Raw genomic sequence first — 17,774 nt, 5'->3', positions numbered from 1 at the left:
TAGGCTCTAACTAACGGGTTTCATGCCGCGCCCTGCCCGATCTCGGGCAATTTCGGCACGGCTTGGATCAGGGTTTGCGTATAGGGGTGCTGCGGGTCCGCGAACACGCGCTCGGTCTCGCCCTGCTCGACGATCCGGCCTGCTTGCATCACCATCACCCGGTCGGTGATGGTGCGCACCACGCTCAGGTCATGGCTGATGAACAGGTAGGTCAGGTCATAGGCCGCACACAGCTCGGCCAGCAGGTCGAGGATCTGCGCCCGCACGGACACGTCGAGTGCCGAGACGGCTTCGTCGAACAGGATCAGCTCGGGCCGGATGATCAGGGCGCGGGCGATGGCGATGCGCTGGCGCTGCCCGCCCGAGAATTCGTGGATGTATTTCCCCGCATCGTCCGGCGAGAGGCCTACGGCGGTCAGCATCTCGGCGATCCGATGCTGCCGTTCGGACCCGGTGGGCGGCGTTCCCAGCAGGTGAAAAGGCTCGGTGATCAGGCGGGCGACACGGTGGCGGGGGTTGAAGCTGCCGAACGGGTCCTGGAACACCACCTGCATCTTGCGGCGCACGGCCAAATTGGGTTTGCGACCGGTGAACACTGGCAGGCCGCCCAGTAGGATCTGCCCGCCCTGAACCTCCTCAAGCCCCAAAACAGCCCGTGTCAGGGTCGATTTTCCGCAGCCGGACTCGCCCACAAGTCCAAGGCGCTCGCCCCGGTTCAGCGTGAAACTGACGTGATCCACGGCCCGGTGATGGCCGGGCTTCTCAAACAACCGCGTGCGCGGCAGGCGATAGTCGCGCACCACGTTGCGGACCTCGAGCAGCGGCGCGGGCGCGGGCGGAGCAGGTAATGCGACCCGGTGGCCCGAGGCCTGAAACAGCATCCGCGTATAGGGATGCTGCATGTGGCGCAGCAGGTGGTCGGTGGCCCCGGTTTCGACCACCCGCCCCTTCTGCATCACCACGATCCGGTCGGCCATGTCGGCCACCACCGCCAGATCGTGGGTGATCATCAGCAGGCCCATGCCGTATTCCGTGACCAGCCCTCGCAGCAGATCGAGGATTTGCGCCTGCGTGGTCACGTCCAGCGCAGTTGTCGGCTCGTCCGCGATCAGCAGCCGGGGACGCAGCGCGATGGCCATGGCGATCACCACCCGCTGCCGCTGCCCGCCCGACAGTTCGTGCGGATAGCGCGACAGGGGAAAGCGATCAGGCGGAAGGCCGACGCGGGTCAGAACCTCTTGGGCGCGCGCGCGGGCGGCGTCGGCGGGCATGGCCTTGTGGATCAGGATGGTCTCCATCACCTGATCACCGATGGTCTTCACCGGATTGAGGGCCGTCATCGGCTCCTGAAACACCATCCCGACGGCCGCGCCGCGCAGGCGGCACATCTCGTCCTCGGGGCTGTTCAGAACCTCGTGCCCGTCAAGGCGGACCGAGCCGCTGGCCACGGCCCCTGCGGGCAGCAACTGCATCACCGCCAGTGCCGACATCGACTTGCCCGAGCCGCTCTCACCGGTGACCGCCACGATCTGCCCGGGGTCGATGGACAGGCCGACCTGGTCCAGAACGGGGACCCCGTGGATCGACAGCGACAGGTTATGGATTTCCAGCAGGCTCATGCGCGGGCCACCCGGATTCGAGGGTCCAGCCAATCGCGCAGCCCGTCGCCCAGCAGGTTCAGCCCCAGCACCGTCACGATGATCGCCAGCCCCGGAATCAGAGCCAAATGCGGGGCAAAACTGACCATTGTCTGCGCATCCGCCAGCATCCGGCCCCAGCTGGGCGTGGGTGGCTGCGCGCCCAGACCGACATAACTGAGGCCCGCCTCGGCCAGAATGCCAAGGCTGAACTGGATGGTGCCCTGCACGATCAGCAAATTGGCGACGTTGGGCAGGATGTGCTCGGCCGAAATCCGCGCCGCGCCCTTGCCCGCCACACGGGCGGCCAGGATGAACTCGCGCTCCCACAGGGACAGGGCCGCGCCGCGGGTGATACGGGCGAAGACGGGGATGTTGAAGATGCCGATGGCGATGATCGCGTTCACCGCACCGGGGCCGAAGACGGCGGTGATCAGGATGGCAATCACCAGCGAGGGGAAGGCAAACACCAGATCGTTGCCACGCATGATCAGCTCATCCAGCCACGACCCCTTGCGCGCCGCGGCCGTCAGCCCCAGCGGCACGCCCAGCGCCATGCCGATGCCCACCGCCACCAGAGCCACCGCGATCGAGGTGCGCGCGCCGACCATGATCATCGAGAATATATCGCGCCCGAAATGATCGGTACCGAACCAGTGCTGCGCATTGGGCGGCTGCAATTTGTCGGGGATGTTCAGCGCGGCGTGGTCATAGGGTGTCCAGACGAAGGACAGCAGCGCCATCAGCACCACCACCGAGGACAGCCCCGCCCCCAGGATCAGAGACCGGCTCATGTGCGGCTCCGCAACCGGGGGTCGACCGCGGCATAGGCCAGATCGACCAGGAAGTTCACCGTGATGACCGCAAAGACCAGCAGCATTACAACCGACTCCACCACGATCAGGTCCCGCGCCGAGATCGCCTGGAACACCAGCCGCCCCAACCCGGGCAGATAGAAGACCTGCTCTATGATGATCGATCCGGCCAGCAGGAAGGAAAACTGCAGCCCGATGATGGTCAACACCGGGATCAGCGCGTTGCGCACCCCGTGCCGCCACAGCGCCTGACGGCGCGACAGGCCCTTGGCGCGGGCGGTGCGCATAAAATCCTCACCCAGAATGTCCAGCAGTGCCGAGCGCATGACCCGCGACAGAATCGCCGCCTGTGGCAGAGCCAGCGCAATCGCCGGCAGGGTCAGCGAGTGCAGCCCGGCCCACAGGCCAGTGTCCCACCCCGCGAACCCGCCCGCGTTGAACCAGCGCAGATTGATTGCGAAGATCAGCACCAGCATCATCGCAAACCAGAAGTTCGGCACCGCGATGCCCAGCTGCGTGGCTCCCATCACCGCCAGATCGCCCGGTTTCCCCCGGCGCGCAGCGGCGTAGATACCGACCGGAAAGGCGATCAGCGTCGACAATGTCAGCGCGTAGAGCGCCAGCGGCAGCGACACCCACAACCGGTCGGCCACCATCTGCGCCACCGGCGTGCGATAGGTGTACGAGGTGCCGAAATCTCCGGCCAGCATGCCGCTGACCCATTTCAGATAGCGCTGCGGCCGTGACACGTCCAAGCCCAGCTCGGCGCGCAGGGCAGCCAGCGTTTCGGGCTGGGCGTTCACCCCCAGCATGAACGAGGCCGGATCCCCCGGCGCCACCTCGATCACCGCGAAGATGACCACCGAAGCGACGGCCAGGCTGAGTGCCAGCGAAATCAGACGTTTGAGCGCATATCGGAGCATTGCCGCCACGTTAGGCCGGGATTGGCCGCCGGTCCAGCGGCACAGCGCGTCAGGACTGCATCAGGAACGCCCAGACCGCGTAGCCCACGATCGCGGCATAGCCCAGCGGATAGATCCACTTGATCGCGTAGTTGTCCAGCTTGCGCGCCGTGTCCTCGCGCCCCGAGACCTTGAGCCGACGCAGCATCACGTTGAACACCACAAGCGCCCCGGTCATCAGGAACATGCATTGCAGGATGAAATCCAGAAAGGTCAGATAGCCCAGCTTGGGCAGATCGGCCGAGATCGCCCAGTTGAAGGCGACAAAGACCAGCAGGTTGGCCCCGGCGATGTCGATCCGCTTGCGGTATTCGTCCAGAAAGAACAGCGCCCAGCCGACCAGAACCAGCACCAGCATCGGCAGGAACACCCGAATGACATAATAGGTCAGGTGGCGCCTGCCCTGAAAGACCAGCGACACCTGATCGCTTTCATTGCCCGACAGGCCGGTCGTGGTCGAGGCCAGCATACGGGCATTGCCCAGAATCCACTCCTCTTCGCCCAGCGTGTCGCCCAGCCCCGAGAACTGATCCAGAGCGTAGTAATGCACGAAGTCGGACGGAAAGACCGAGACGACCTCGAAGTGGAACTCCTGCGTGTCGAAGGGGAACCTGAGGAAGTTGAAATGCGGCGCCTGCAGCGTCAGCGAGGATTTCTCGACAAAGGTCACATGCCCATCATGGCGTAGCGCGGCCGCGGATTCGTGCACCCAGCGGTTGGATTGCTGGTTGTGGATGACGAAGGCCGGAACCACCGCATCCAGTGCGGCCGCATGGCGCACGAAGGCCGGCGGATCGAATACGCGGAAATCGCGGCCCAGTTCATCCGGATCGAACGCCAAGGCCGGATCGCTCCATTCAAACCGCAGCACGACCACGGCGCCATAGTTCTCGGCCTTCTGATCGACCGAGGTGATCTGGTCGATCTTGATGCCGACGCCGACCTCGACCGGGTTCTCCGGGGTGCCCAACAGCGCGCTGTGGCCATCCTGAAACAACCCCTGCGCGCCCGTGGGCCCCGACAGGGCCATGGCGACCATGAAGAAAAACACCGAAACCACGCAACGTGTCATCTGAAACAGACCCTAATGTGGGGAAACGGGCCCGCCGGGCGGACCCGCAAGGTTCATTCCGCCCAGCTGATCGCGGTCAAGTCGATGGCCGCCGTGGGCGCGTTTTCCCACAGGCCCTGAACCCCGGCCTTGGCCACGCCCAGTTTGGCAAGTTGGAACAGATAGCCGTTGACGTAATCCTCGGCGATCATGCGCTGCGCCTCGCCCATAAGGCGGGTGCGTTCGTCGGGGTCGGTGGTGGCGTTCAGCGTCGCCATCAGGGCCTGGAAATCCGGGTTGTCATATTGGAAGTAATAATCCGGCCGGGCATAGATGCCGATGTCCATCGGCTCGGTATGGCTGACGATGGTCAGGGCGAAATCCTTGCCCTTGAACACGGTTTCCAGCCACTGCGCCCATTCCACGTTGATGATCTCGGCCTTGATCCCGACCTCGGCCAGCTGCGCGGCCACGATCTCGCCCCCGCGGCGGGCGTAGGAGGGCGGCGGCAGGTGCAGCGTGGTTTCGAACCCGTCCGCGAACCCGGCCTCGGCCAGCAGGGCGCGGGCTTTGTCCGGGTCATGCGCCGACAGGCCGGTCAGATCGACATAGGCCGGGTTGTGCGGTGCGAAATGCGTGCCGATCGGCGTGCCATAACCGAACATCGCGCCGTCGATGATCGCCTGACGGTCGATCGCGTGGGCCAGCGCCTGCCGCACCCGCACGTCGTCAAAGGGCGGCTTCTTGTTGTTGGTCGCCAGAATGGTTTCGCCCTCAGTCGAACCGACAAGCACCTGGAACCGCGGATCGGCCTCGAACTGCGGCAGATTCTCGGGGGCGGGGAAATTGTCGAACACGTCCACGTCCTCGGCCATCATCGCCGCAAAGGCAGCGGTGGGGTCCGAGATGAACTTGAACGTGGCCTTCTCCAGCGCGGGCTGGTCACCCCAGTAATCGGGGTTGCGCTCTAACGTGAGGCGGTCGCCCTGGACCCATTCGGCGAACTTGTAGGCGCCGGTGCCGACCGGGTTGGTCTTGATGCCCTCGATGCTTTCGGGCGCCACGATCACCGCGTCGCCCCAGGCCAGGTTGAACAGGAAATTGCCGTTGGGTTCTTTCAGAGTGATTCTGACGGTCAGCGGGTCCACGACCTCGACGCTTTCGATCCCGGCGAACAGGGCCTTCTGCGCATTGGCGCTGTCCTCGGCGGTGGCGCGGTCGAGGCTGAACTTCACGTCCTCGGCATCCATCGTGGTGCCATCGTGAAAGGTGACGCCATCGTGCAGCGTGAAGGTATAGACCTTTCCGTCCTCGGAAATCTCCCAGCTTTCGGCCAGCCCCGGCACGACCGAGCCATCGCCCATGAACCGGGTCAGCCCTTCGAACACGTTGGTGTAGACGACCGAATCGATGGCTTGTGCGGCGGCGCTGGTCGGGTCCAGATGCGGCGGCTCAAGCTGCATGGCGATGGTGATGTCCGACCGGGCCATGGCCTGCGAGGCGAGCAGCCCCACGCCCAGCGCCATGGCGCTGGCAAAGGTGCGAAAGAACGGCTTGGTCATGTAAATTCCCTCCCAGAATGTGCGGATGGGCGGCGGATGACGCGGCCCAGACGGAATCAATGTCCCTGCAAACCTTGGGTCATTCAAGGAAATGTTCGCGCAACCGGGGTTTCTCTGGCCCCTGCCGATCTGCTATGCCGCGCTGCAACATGAACCCCGCGAGGAGCGAGCATGAGCGCCACCGCCCGCAAGAAAGCCCCGAATGCCGCGGATATCCGCGCCCGCAAAGGGGGCGATCCGCTGGTCAGCCTGACCGCCTATACCACGCCGATGGCCCGGCTGATGGACCCCCATTGCGATTTCGTCCTGGTGGGCGACAGCGTGGGCATGGTGCTGCACGGGCTGAGCTCGACCCTGGGCGTGACGATGGAGATGATGATCCTGCACGGGCAGGCCGTCGCGCGCGGGCTGGAGGCGGCGATGATGGTCATCGACATGCCCTTTGCCAGCTATGAGGAAAGCCCCGCGCAGGCCTTCCGCAACGCGGCCCGGCTGATGGCCGAGACCGGCGCGGGCGCGGTCAAGCTGGAGGGCGGGGTCGAGATGGCCGAGACGATCCGCTTTCTGGTCAAGCGCGGCATCCCGGTGATGGCGCATGTGGGTCTGACGCCGCAATCGATCAACACGCTGGGCGGCTATAAGGTGCAGGGCCGCGACGAACAGGCCGATGCGGTGCTGGCCGACGCCCGCGCCGTGGCCGAGGCCGGGGCGTTTTCGGTCGTGCTCGAGAAGGTTCCGCAGGGTCTGGCCGACCGGATCACCGCCGAGCTGCCCATCCCCACCATCGGCATTGGAGCCTCGGCCGGCTGTGACGGTCAGATCCTGGTGGTTGACGACATGTTGGGCTTTTTCACGGCCTTCAAACCGAAATTCGTCAAACGCTATGCCGATCTGGGCCCGCTGGCCGAGGCCGCCATCGCAGAATACGCCGCCGAGGTGCGCGCCCGCACCTTCCCAGCGGCCGAGCATGTGTTTGCCGATCAGGCCCCTGCCAAGGGGGGCAAGGCATGACCGCGCCCATCCTTCGCTCCCTTTCGGAGCTGCGCGCCAAGACCCGGGCCTGGCGCCGGGCGGGCCAGACCATCGGCGTGGTGCCCACCATGGGCGCGCTGCATCAGGGGCACCTGTCGCTGGCACAGGCGGCGCGGGCCGATTGCGACCGGGTGATCGTGACGATCTTCGTCAATCCCAAGCAGTTCAACAACCCCGAGGATCTGGCCAAGTACCCGCGCACCGAGCAGGACGACGCGGCCAAGCTGGCGCCGCTGGGGGTCGATGCGATCTATGTCCCCGACCCGGACCAGATCTATCCGGACGGGTTCGTCACCACCGTGTCCGTCGCCGGCCTGACCGACGTAATGGAGGGCGAATTCCGCCCCGGACATTTCGACGGCGTGGCAACCGTCGTGGCAAAACTGTTCCTGCAGACGCAGGCAGACAGGGCCTATTTCGGGGAAAAGGACTATCAGCAGTTGATGGTCGTGCAGCGCATGGCCCGCGATCTGGACATCCCGATCGAGGTGATCGGCTGCCCCACCGTGCGCGAGCCCTCGGGTTTGGCGATGTCCTCGCGCAATCTGCGCCTGTCGGACCAGGGGCTGGCGACCGGGGCGCGGATGCATGCGGTGATGCAGGACATGGCCGGGCAGCTGGCGCGCGGCGCCGCATTCGCGGATCTGGTGGGGCCGGCCCGCGACACGCTGCTGGCGGCGGGCTTTTCCGAAGTGGAATATATCGACCTGCGCTGCGCCGAAACGCTTGCGCCGCTGACCGCCGCCACCCGCCCCGCGCGCCTGTTCGCCACCGCCTGGCTGGAAGGCGTGCGCCTGATCGACAATATCGACGTGCCTGTGGCCTGAAACTGGGGTCTGGAACGGCCCCGACCAATCGCCTAATGTCCCCTGAAAATGACGACCGGGGGGGAACACGGGCATGACCTTTATTCTGGCAATCGATCAGGGCACCACGTCCTCGCGCGCGATCCTGTTCGACGCGCAGATGCAGCGCGTGGGCACCGCACAGCAGGAATTCACCCAGTATTTCCCACAGGAAGGCTGGGTCGAGCACGACCCCGAGGAAATCTGGGACAGCGTCCTGAACGTCTGCCGGCAGGTGATAAACGAGGTCGGTGCCTCGCCCGACCAGATCGCCGGGATCGGCATCACCAACCAGCGCGAAACCACCGTGGTCTGGGACAAGACGACCGGCAAGGCCATCCACAACGCGATCGTCTGGCAGGACCGCCGCACCGCCGAAATCTGCCAGCGGTTCCGCGACGCGGGCTGCGAGGATGACGTGACCGCCCAGACCGGCCTGCTGCTCGACCCGTATTTCTCGGGTACCAAGGTCAAGTGGATACTGGACACCGTACCCGGCGCGCGCGACCGGGCCGAGGCGGGCGAGCTGCTGTTCGGCACCATCGACAGTTTCCTGATCTGGCGCCTGACCGAGGGCCGTGTCCACGCCACCGACGCCACCAACGCCGCGCGCACCCTGCTGTTCGACATCCACAGGGGCAACTGGAGCGCCGAGATCTGCGATCTGCTGGACGTGCCGCTGTCGATGCTGCCCGAGGTGCGCGACTGCGCGGCCGATTTCGGCCAGACCGGCCTGTTCGGCGGGATGATCCCGATTCTGGGCGTGGCCGGCGACCAGCAGGCCGCCACGATCGGGCAGGCCTGTTTCCAGCCGGGCATGATGAAATCCACCTATGGCACGGGCTGCTTCGCACTGTTGAACACCGGCACGCAGCCGGTGGAGTCGAAAAACCGCCTGCTGACCACCATCGCATATCAGTTGGACGGTCAGCGGACCTATGCGCTGGAAGGCTCGATCTTCATCGCGGGCGCGGCGGTGCAGTGGCTGCGCGACGCGCTCAAGATCATCGACTCGGCCCCTCAAAGCGGCGAGCTGGCGGCGCAGGCCGACCCCAACCAGCATGTGGTGCTGGTGCCCGCCTTCACCGGGCTGGGCGCGCCCTATTGGAAGCCCGACTGCCGCGGCGCCATGTTCGGTCTGACCCGCAACTCGGGCCGGGCCGAGATCGCGCGGGCCACGTTGGAAAGCATCGCCTTCCAGACCCGCGACCTGTGGCACGCGATGCAGGGCGACTGGGGCGCCGACGCGGACGTAATTCTGCGGGTCGATGGCGGGATGAGCGCGTCCGACTGGGCGATGCAGGGTCTGTCGGACATTCTGGGCGCGCCGGTCGACCGGCCGGTGATGCAGGAAACCACGGCGCTGGGCGCGGCCTGGCTGGCGGGGATGAAGGCCGGGGTCTATCCCGATCAGGCCGGATTTGCCGACACCTGGGCGCTGGACCAACGGTTCGAACCGATCCTGCCCGAGGCTGACCGCGAGGCGGCCTATGAGCGCTGGAAACGGGCGGTGCAGGCCACCATGGCGTTCTGATTCAGTCTGACCCGCGGTGCTGCCCGGGTCAGCTGTGATCCTTCAGCAGGCGTTGTTTCTGGCGCGACCAGTCGCGCTTGGCCTGGGTTTCGCGCTTGTCGTGGATTTTCTTGCCCTTGGCGATGCCGATCTTCAGCTTGGCCCGACCCTTGTGGTTGAAATACAGAACCAAAGGCACCAGTGTCATGCCCTTGCGCTGCGTGGCGTTCCACAGGTTCGACAGCTCTTTGCGGGACACCAGCAGCTTGCGCCGGCGGCGCTCTTCGTGCTTGAACGCCTTGGCCTGCTCGTAGGGCGCGATGTAGCTGTTGATCAGCCACAGTTCGCCATCCTCGACCGCGGCATAGCTTTCGGCGATGTTCGCCCCGCCCGCGCGCAGAGACTTGACCTCGGACCCTTCCAGCACGATGCCGCACTCGAGATCCTCTTCGATCGCGTAATCGAAGCGGGCCCGCCGATTTTCGGCGATCACCTTGTAGTTGGGGTCTGTCTTCTGCTTCTGCTTGGCCATGACGCCGTGATGTATGCGGCTTCGTCAGCCCTTGCAAGATGGGCGCGTCAGGATTTGGCCGAGATGATCAGGTCGGGGCCAAAGATCGTGTCGGCGTGGTTGTGCAGGTAGATCTTCAGCCACGGGGTGAACCGTTCGGGGTGGCGGTGCACTTCGGCCAGCAGATCGTGGTAGTCGATCCAGCGGATCTCCATCACTTCGTCGGGGTTGGGCTCGATCTTAAGGGGTCCGCGCACATGCGCCAGGAACACGTCCACGACCTCGTTCTCGACCATCCCGTTGCCGACATCCGCGTGATATTCCAGCCGGTGCCGGTATTCGGGATACAGCCCGGTGATGCCCAACTCCTCGCGCAGGCGGCGCACGGCGCAGTCCGAAGAGTTCTCGTCCCAGTCGGGATGGGTGCAACAGGTATTCGCCCACAGGCCGGGCGTGTGATATTTGCCCAGCGCGCGACGCTGCATCAGAATCTCGGTGCCCCGCACGACGAAGACCGAGACCGCCTTGTGCTTGAGCCCCTTTTCGTGGGCTTCCAGCTTGTCCACGGGTGTCAGCTCGCCATGAACCCAAGCCGGGATCATGATTCCCATCTGTCCTCTCCTGATGTGACTGCGTCGGTCTGGCGGCATCGGCGACTGGGCGCGATGCGCTGGCGGGTTGGGCGCAGTGTTTTTTGTCTGCGACAAAACTGGCGATGATCGACGTTTCAATCAAGCGCACGAAAGGCCGCAGGGCTGCGGCCTTTTGTACTTGTTCCGATTTTTTGGCAAGTGCGGCTTATTCGGCCGAAACGCTCTGCAGATAGGCAAAGACGTCCTCGCCACCCTTTTTCAGCTTGAAGGTCATCTTCGACTTGGCCGATGTTTCACCCAGGTAGTCTTTCAGGAACGCCTTGGGGTCCTGAACATAGGCGACGAAGCTTTCCTCGTCCCAGACCAGACCTTTTTCACCAGCCGCAACCAAGCTGTCGCCGTATTTGAAGCCTTCCTCTGCACCAGCCGCGCGGCCAGCGATACCGTACAGGTTCGGCCCGGTTTTGCCGCCCTTGACGATGGCTTCGCCGTCCGGCGTTGCGATCATGTGGCAGGACTTGCACTTGTTGAAGGTCTTGGCACCGGCTTCGGCGTCGCCTTCGGCCAGAGCCGGCACAGCCAGCAGGCCGACGATGGCAGTCGCGATGATACGTTTCATTGGCGTTGCTCCGATATGAATTGGCTGCCCTTTAACCAGTATCAAACGCGCGCAGAGTCAATGCGCAATTTGACGCGCGGCGGCGACCTGACGCAGTCGAAAAGGTATATTTTCAAGGCGTATTTTGCAGATCCGACCAGCACGGCAACAGGTCGCCCGGCGCCGGTTTCGCATGGTAGACCGCGCGTGCGATGGCGCGGGTCAGGCACAGAGCCGCAGCATGGCCCAGCAGGGCCAGATCGGCCTCGGCCGAAGGGATCCGCCCAGTGCTGACGCCGAACACCAGGTCGCCATCGCCCGGCGTGTGGGCGGGCAGGATGGCGCGGGCGATCCCGTCATGGGCGGCCACCGCCATGCGCTGGCATTGCGGTTTGGTCAGGGCTGCATCGGTGGCGACGATGGCGATGGTCGTGTTGGCCTTGTCGGGCGGGGGATGGCCCATTGCACGGGCCTTGCGGCTGGGCGCGGGGTCCCCCAGTCCGGACGCCGCATCCGGCCCCAGCCCGCCGAACTCGGCCCCGATCTCGAACGGGGCGGCCCAGAAATGCCGGTCGCCCGGGGTAGTGACGCTGCCCAGCGGGTTGGCCGCAACCAGCGCACCCACGGTCGCGCCGCCCGGCAACACCGCCGAGGCCGAGCCCAGCCCGCCCTTGCACATGGCCGTCAGCGCGCCGGTTCCGGCCCCAGCGCTGCCCAGATCGAACGTCTCCGCCGCGGCGTCAAATGCGGCCCGGCCCAAGGCGCGGTACGGGTTTTCACCCCACGCCTTGTCGCCGCCGTTCAGCAAGTCGAACAGGATTGCCCCGGGCACGATCGGCACCACGGCCGGCCCCACCTGAAACCCGCGACCCTGTGCATGCAGCGCGTCCATCACGCCCGAGCAGGCATCCAGCCCGAAGGCCGAGCCCCCCGAAAGCACGATCGCATCCACCCGGTCGACGGTTTTGTCGGCCGCCAGCAGATCGGTCTCGCGCGTGCCGGGGGCGCCCCCCATCACATGCACCGAGGCCCGCAGGGGCTGATCTCCGGTCAGGACGGTGACACCGGATTTCAGAGCCGCGCCCTGAGCGTTGCCCACCAGCAGGCCGGGTACGTCGGTGATCAGGTTTCTGGGTCCGGGGGTCATGCGGATTTGTCCTTTACTGCGGGAAAGCGCGCTGGTGCGCGCTGCCTCCGGCGGGGATATTTCGGGCCAGATGAAGGGGTGTTCAGATACAGCGGCCCCCGTCCACCTCAAGCGCGGCACCGGTGATCATGCTGGCCTCGTCCGAGCATAGGAAACAGGCGGCGTTGCCCATGTCCTGCGGGGTCGAGAACCGGCCCAACGGGATGGTCGACAGGAATTTGGCGCGAATTTCGGGCGTGTCCTCGCCCATGAAGGATTTCAGCAGGGGCGTTTCCCCCGCTACCGGGCAGATCGCGTTCACGCGGACACCGGAGGGGGCCAGTTCGACCGCCGTGGTCTTGGTTGCGGTGATCATCCAACCCTTGGAGGCGTTGTACCAGTTCAGATTCGGGCGCGGCGACAATCCGGCGGTCGAGGCGACGTTCAGGATCGCCCCCGCCCCGCGCGATTTCATATGTGGCACCAGCGCCCGCGCAGTCAGAAAGACCGACTTCATGTTCACGCGATAGACGCGGTCGAAATCTTCTTCGCTGACCTCTTCCAGCGGCGTCGGCAGGTGGGTCACACCCGCATTGTTCACCAAGATGTCCAGATGGCCGTAAAGGTCCAGCGCCGCATCCGCCATCGCCTGGACCGAGTCGCCGTCGGAGACATCCACCTGGCAGTGGTCGACCAGAGGGCCAAGCGTTGCCGCCATGTGACGCGCGGCATCCCCGTTAATGTCGGCGATCATCACCCGTGCGCCCTCGGACAGGAATTTCTGTACGATCCCGGCCCCGAACCCGGATGCGCCGCCGGTCACGATTGCGGTTTTTCCCTCCAGCCTCATGGCCTTGCCTCCCTGCCGCCTGTCGCGGTCAGACTAGCAACGGCAGGGAAAGATGCCAGATCAATCTTCCGCCACCTTTCCGCGCAGCGCCTTGACGTCCGACCGGGCCTTTTTTGCCGCCAACCGGCGCTTGACCGAACCATAGGTGGGTTTCGTCGCGATCCGCCGCTTGGGTTTGACCAGCGCCTTGCCGATCAGCTCGGCCAGACGGGCGCGGGCGATCTCGCGGTTGCGGGCCTGGCTGCGGGTCTCGTCGCATTGGATGATGATCGCGCCATCCTTGGTCCAGCGCCGCCCGGCCAGCCGTTTCAGCCGCGCCTTGACCGGATCGGGCAGCGAGGGCGAGCGCGCCGCCTCGAAGCGCAGCTCGACCGCGGTCGAGACCTTGTTGACGTTCTGCCCGCCGGGACCCGAGGCGCGGATGAAGCTCTCGGTCATTTCCCAATCGTGCAGGGTGATATCGTCGGTGATGCGCAACATGGGCGCGACCTTACAGGCGCCACCCGGAAACAGAAAGGGCCGCCCCGGCGGGACGGCCCTTCGAAAGTTCAGGAGGTCGGGTCGGTTAGATCAATCGACCAGCCGGAGCGCGCGCTCCGCCAAGGGCTGCCCTAGCAGGCGGTCCCCCCGGTTGTTCCGACACCTCTCTCCAATCTCTTTCTCGACACTGGATCACCTCCTTTTCTATCTGTTGCGGTTGAAAAGGATGGTGACACAACTTGTGCCATTCTCAAAGCGTTTTTTACGCGGGCTGTGCGGTCAGGCGCGCGACGATCACCTTGAAGGGGATTAGCGCAACCAGGGCCAGCGACAGCTTCACCAGCCAGTCGGCAAAGGCCAGCGTCACCCACAGGGGCGCCTCGGGGCCCGACAGCATGAAGGGCACGGGCTCCCACGCCCAGTTGATGGCCGCATCCGCATCGGCGCCGAAGAAGGTCACCGAGGCCGAGAACGCGATGGTGAAGAAGATCGCGGTATCCAGCGCCGATCCGACCAGTGTGGATACCAGCGGCGCGCGCCACCAGCGGCCTTCGCGCATGGCGTTGAACACGGTGACGTCGGTCAGCTGCGCGATCAGGAACGCGGTTCCCGAAGCCACCGCGATGCGCAATGGCACGGCAGCGTAGGTGAAACCGTCGCCCTGCAGCATGATCTGGCTGCCGATCAGCGAGCAGATCACACCGGTGACGAAGCCGGCAAACACGACCTTGCGGGCCGGGCCCACGCCATAGACGCGGTTCATGATGTCGGTGACCAGAAAGGCCAGCGGATAGGTGAAGGCACCCCAGGTCAGCAGCCCGTCAAAGATCAGGAACTGGACCAGGATGTTCGAGGCCACGACGATGGCGGCCATGGCAAGAATGCCGGGGATAAAGTTGCGTTGCATGTTCTGATGCCCGTTTTGACAAGGTAGCGGCGACTTGGCCAAGGGACCGTCCCAAGGCAAGCCGCGCTTCTAGACCCGGGATCGGCCCGTGTCAATCCGGCAGCAGATATTCGACCAGTTCGGTACGCTGCAGCGCCAGAAAGTTGTCGTCCGAGATCATCGTGGCCCGCAACCGCCCCTGCCCGTCGCGCCAGACCGACAGCCCCTCGAGATTGTCATGGGTTCCGGTTCCGGTCTGGAACAGGATTTCTTCGGCCGCAGGTGTATCACCCTCGATCTGCCACCGACGCAGACGCGACCGGAACCCGGTCAGCGAGACCGCGCGTTCCAGCACGTAGAACCGCCCGTCCGGGCCGAAATCGGCCGCTACGGGCAGAAAACCGTCCCTCTGTGGCAAGACAAAGGGCGTGGACCAGGCGCGCCCGTTCCAGCGATAGACCGGAATGTCGCCATTTGCCGTGCGGCTTTTCTCGGGCAACGTGTACAGGCGGCCCTGCGCGTCGATGGCCAGCCCCTCGAACGAACCATTCTGGTCGAGCACGTCAAAGGCCTTGGGGCGCGGCAGCACCTGAGCATGGGCACCGGGCGCGGCATAACGGGCCACGCGATGCACGCCTTCGAACGAGAGGTAGAAGCTGCCATCCGGCGCCAGCGCCAGCCCCTCGGAGTCACCCGAGCTGCCGGGCATGATCCGTCCCCGGCTGGACAGAACCGGCCAGTGGCCAACAATACGGATGCCGACAATCTCATCGCCATCCCGGTCGATGCGGACCGATGCCAGGGTGGAGCGGTCGCTCAGCACCCATGCGAGCTGCCCGTCATCCGAGACATGGATGGCGGAAAACCCGCCGAACCAGTCATGGCCGGCGCGCCATGCAAAGCTGCCCAGATATTCGGCCGATTTGACTTCGACCGCCCAGGCGGAACCGGCCAGAAACAGGCTGGCGATCAGTTGGACTGCAAGACGGCGGCGCATTGCTGGGGCAGATCCGCCAGAACATACTCACGCCGTTTCTTCGGAGGCGGCGCGTTGGGGTCGGGCGGCGGCGGGTTCAGGATGTTGCGCACCCACTGTTCGGCCTCGGCGCAGCCGTCACCCTTGGGCGGCGGATCCTGATTGACGCACCCGCGCGAGCCGCGCGGGCAGTTCAGCCGGACGTGGAAGTGATAATGATGCCCCCACCAGGGCCGGATCTTGCGCAGATAGGCACGGTTGCCCTTCTCTTCCTTGCACATCTGCACCTTGGCGCCCGGAAACACGAAGATGCGGGCCACGCGTTTGTCCTTGGCCGCCTCGCGCAGGATGGCGTGGTGCTGTTTCGTCCAGTTGCCGTTCACATAGGCGCCGTTCGAGCGCCGCAAGGAGATCGACGAGATGTTCTCGCGCGCCTTGCGCGACAGGCGCATGTTGTCACCGGGCAGCATCCAGATGTCGATGTCCAAGCCAAGCTGGTGGCTGCGGTGGCCCGAGGTCATAGGCCCGCCCCGCGGCTGACTGATATCCCCGATGTAAAGCCCGTTCCACCCCGATTGCTTTGCCGCAAAACGGCTGAGGTCCTGCACGAAGTCGATGGACTGCGGGTGGCCCCAGTTGCGGTTGCGCGACAGACGCATCGCCTGCCAGGTGGGTCCGGTCTCGGGCAGTTGCACCGATCCGGCGGCGCATCCGCGCGAATAACTGCCGAAAGCGGCCGGTTTTTGTTGCGAACTGTACTTCTGAGCCCCGAACAACTGCTTGGCCAGCGGTTGGGCCCCAGCCGCCCCGGCCAGCGCAATTCCTGCCAAAAATACCAAAAAACGTAATGAAATCATCTACTCTGATCCCCTTCCGGTTTGACCCAGCGCATTAGGAACAATCCCAGAATAAACAACCCGACGATCGGAGACACCCCCAACCGCGCGCTGCCGGTCGCGGTTGTTGCAATTCCGATCAGCAAAGGCGCGGCAAAAGCGGTGGCGCGGCCCGACAGACCATAGAGGCCAAAGCTCTCGACCGGGGCGGCCGGGTCGGTGTGGCGCACCATCAACGACCGGCTGGCCGATTGCAGAATGCCCCCCATCCCGCCGATCAGGATGCCGCAGCCAAAGAACACCATGTCCGGCAGGCCCGACCCTTGGGGCAGGGCGATGCCGAAGATCTGCGTCCGGTCCATCGACACGATGGTGGTGCAGACCAGGATCAGAACCCAGATCGCGGTCAGGATCACCGGCTTGGGGCCGAATTTCCGGTCCAGCTTGCCGCCGATCCAGGCGAAGACCGCCGAAGCCAGCACGCTGATGATGCCGAAGACGCCGATCTTGATCAGGTCCCATTCCAGCACCAGCCGCGCATAGACGCCGCCGAAACTGTACAGCCCATTCAGCGCATCCCGGTAGAACATCGATGACCCCAGATAGCTGGCAAGACTGACCCGGTGCCGCAAGGCGGCCACGGATTTGCCCAGCAGGCGTAGCGCCTCGGATACGCTGCCTTTCTTGTCGGCGGCAGGATCGTCGCGAACCCACAGGAAATACGGGACCATGAACAGGATGAACCACCCGGCGGTGAACGGCCCCACGAAACGCGTGCCTTCCCGCGCGCCGGCGTCCAGCCCGAACAGCGGCTCCATCCCAATCAGCGTCTTGCCGTTGGGCTGCTCGACGAACAGCGCCAGCATGATCGCCAGGGAAATCAGCCCGCCGAAATAGCCGAAGGCAAAGCCCGAGCCCGAGATCTCGCCCACTTCGTTGTCATCGCCGAGATCGGGCAGTTGCGAGTTGATGAAGATCAGCGCGTATTCGGCCCCCACGAAGCCCAGACCGAAGGCCGACAGCATCAGCCACATGTTCGACCCGTCCGGCAGCGTGAACCACAGCGCCGCGGAGCCCACGGCATACATCACCGAAAAGGCAAAGATCCACGGGATGCGCCGCCCCGAGACATCGGCCATCGCCCCCAAGAGCGGCGCGCCGAAAGCGATGATCAGACCGGTGATCGTCAGGCAGTTGGCCCAGACCGTCTGCGCCTGCGCGGCGGCAGCTTCGGCATCCATCCCGGCGGTTGCGTAATATTCAGCCGCAACACCGGCGAAATACGGGCCAAAGACAAAGGTCACCAACAGGGTGTGATACGGCTGGCTGGCCCAGTCGAAAAACCACCAGCCCCAGATGCGCCTGCGCTTGGAAATCTCTGCCATCTCTGCCCCTTGCCTGCTTTTGATTTCATAAGACGGGCCTTTGGGGCATTTCGCAAGCGTTCTGTGACTGCGGGCTTGCCTAATGCCACTTGGGCACTTAGGTCTCAGGCCGTACG

18 protein-coding genes are annotated in these 17,774 nt (G+C 64.8%); 3 read left to right on the top strand and 15 right to left on the bottom strand.

Annotated elements, in window-relative coordinates:
* Window positions 1-20: 20 nt before the first annotated feature.
* Genes ACR0MM_RS11140 through ACR0MM_RS11120 form a run of 5 tightly spaced genes read right to left on the bottom strand, consistent with a single transcriptional unit; the run spans window position 21 to window position 6,027 of the window.
* Window positions 21-1,619 (bottom strand): ABC transporter ATP-binding protein, encoded by a 1,599-nt coding sequence (locus ACR0MM_RS11140; RefSeq protein ID WP_480696160.1) that lies wholly within the window; start codon window positions 1,617-1,619, stop codon window positions 21-23.
* Window positions 1,616-2,431, bottom strand: coding sequence for an ABC transporter permease (locus ACR0MM_RS11135; protein ID WP_170457227.1), 816 nt, complete (start codon window positions 2,429-2,431; stop codon window positions 1,616-1,618). The genes ACR0MM_RS11140 and ACR0MM_RS11135 overlap by 4 nt, the downstream gene beginning before the upstream one ends.
* On the bottom strand, window positions 2,428-3,375 hold the full coding sequence (locus ACR0MM_RS11130) for an ABC transporter permease (protein WP_480696158.1): 948 nt from the start codon (window positions 3,373-3,375) through the stop codon (window positions 2,428-2,430). The genes ACR0MM_RS11135 and ACR0MM_RS11130 overlap by 4 nt, the downstream gene beginning before the upstream one ends.
* A 49-nt stretch (window positions 3,376-3,424) precedes the next feature.
* Entirely contained in the window at window positions 3,425-4,486 is a 1,062-nt protein-coding gene (locus tag ACR0MM_RS11125; RefSeq protein WP_480696156.1) for a ligand-gated ion channel, read from the bottom strand.
* Between the two features lie 53 nt (window positions 4,487-4,539).
* Window positions 4,540-6,027, bottom strand: a complete 1,488-nt coding sequence (locus tag ACR0MM_RS11120) for an ABC transporter substrate-binding protein (protein WP_480696154.1) — start codon at window positions 6,025-6,027, stop codon at window positions 4,540-4,542.
* A gap of 171 nt (window positions 6,028-6,198) precedes the next feature.
* Between ACR0MM_RS11120 and panB the strand changes: the two genes are divergently transcribed.
* The 3 genes from panB to glpK all read left to right on the top strand — a co-directional run bounded on the left by panB (window position 6,199) and on the right by glpK (window position 9,438).
* The gene (panB, locus tag ACR0MM_RS11115) at window positions 6,199-7,038 is read left to right on the top strand and encodes a 3-methyl-2-oxobutanoate hydroxymethyltransferase (RefSeq protein ID WP_480696152.1); all 840 of its coding nucleotides are present in this window, start codon (window positions 6,199-6,201) and stop codon (window positions 7,036-7,038) included.
* Entirely contained in the window at window positions 7,035-7,886 is an 852-nt protein-coding gene (gene panC, locus ACR0MM_RS11110; RefSeq protein ID WP_480696150.1) for a pantoate--beta-alanine ligase, read from the top strand. Before panB ends, panC begins: the two co-directional genes overlap by 4 nt.
* Before the next feature lie 73 nt (window positions 7,887-7,959).
* Window positions 7,960-9,438, top strand: a complete 1,479-nt coding sequence (glpK, locus tag ACR0MM_RS11105) for a glycerol kinase GlpK (RefSeq protein WP_170600342.1) — start codon at window positions 7,960-7,962, stop codon at window positions 9,436-9,438.
* 28 nt (window positions 9,439-9,466) lie between these two features.
* Here glpK and smpB read toward each other — a convergent pair whose 3' ends face one another.
* The 10 genes from smpB to ACR0MM_RS11055 form a co-directional block, all read right to left on the bottom strand.
* Complete coding sequence (smpB, locus tag ACR0MM_RS11100; protein ID WP_170600344.1) at window positions 9,467-9,949, bottom strand: SsrA-binding protein SmpB; 483 nt, start codon at window positions 9,947-9,949, stop codon at window positions 9,467-9,469.
* Window positions 9,950-9,996: 47 nt separating this feature from the next.
* Window positions 9,997-10,539: an isopentenyl-diphosphate Delta-isomerase gene (gene idi, locus ACR0MM_RS11095; RefSeq protein ID WP_170600346.1), complete on the bottom strand. Its 543-nt coding sequence runs from the start codon at window positions 10,537-10,539 to the stop codon at window positions 9,997-9,999.
* Between the two features lie 187 nt (window positions 10,540-10,726).
* On the bottom strand, window positions 10,727-11,140 hold the full coding sequence (locus tag ACR0MM_RS11090; protein WP_170341868.1) for a c-type cytochrome: 414 nt from the start codon (window positions 11,138-11,140) through the stop codon (window positions 10,727-10,729).
* Between the two features lie 112 nt (window positions 11,141-11,252).
* A complete protein-coding gene (locus ACR0MM_RS11085; protein ID WP_480696147.1) occupies window positions 11,253-12,266 on the bottom strand; it encodes a P1 family peptidase in 1,014 nt (337 codons plus the stop codon).
* Window positions 12,267-12,348: 82 nt separating this feature from the next.
* On the bottom strand, window positions 12,349-13,095 hold the full coding sequence (locus ACR0MM_RS11080; protein ID WP_480696145.1) for an SDR family oxidoreductase: 747 nt from the start codon (window positions 13,093-13,095) through the stop codon (window positions 12,349-12,351).
* Between the two features lie 60 nt (window positions 13,096-13,155).
* Window positions 13,156-13,575: an alternative ribosome rescue aminoacyl-tRNA hydrolase ArfB gene (gene arfB, locus ACR0MM_RS11075; RefSeq protein WP_005980088.1), complete on the bottom strand. Its 420-nt coding sequence runs from the start codon at window positions 13,573-13,575 to the stop codon at window positions 13,156-13,158.
* Between the two features lie 262 nt (window positions 13,576-13,837).
* Window positions 13,838-14,482 (bottom strand): queuosine precursor transporter, encoded by a 645-nt coding sequence (locus ACR0MM_RS11070; protein ID WP_170539916.1) that lies wholly within the window; start codon window positions 14,480-14,482, stop codon window positions 13,838-13,840.
* Window positions 14,483-14,573: 91 nt separating this feature from the next.
* Window positions 14,574-15,458 (bottom strand): esterase-like activity of phytase family protein, encoded by an 885-nt coding sequence (locus tag ACR0MM_RS11065; protein ID WP_480696143.1) that lies wholly within the window; start codon window positions 15,456-15,458, stop codon window positions 14,574-14,576.
* Complete coding sequence (gene mepA / locus ACR0MM_RS11060) at window positions 15,431-16,294, bottom strand: penicillin-insensitive murein endopeptidase (RefSeq protein ID WP_480696141.1); 864 nt, start codon at window positions 16,292-16,294, stop codon at window positions 15,431-15,433. Before mepA ends, ACR0MM_RS11065 begins: the two co-directional genes overlap by 28 nt.
* Complete coding sequence (locus tag ACR0MM_RS11055; protein ID WP_480696139.1) at window positions 16,291-17,658, bottom strand: MFS transporter; 1,368 nt, start codon at window positions 17,656-17,658, stop codon at window positions 16,291-16,293. The genes mepA and ACR0MM_RS11055 overlap by 4 nt, the downstream gene beginning before the upstream one ends.
* Window positions 17,659-17,774: the final 116 nt, after the last annotated feature.

The organism is Ruegeria sp. BC6, assembly GCF_056539185.1.
The sequence above is the reverse complement of the archived record's forward strand: the minus strand, read 5'-3'. Positions and strand labels throughout refer to the sequence as shown.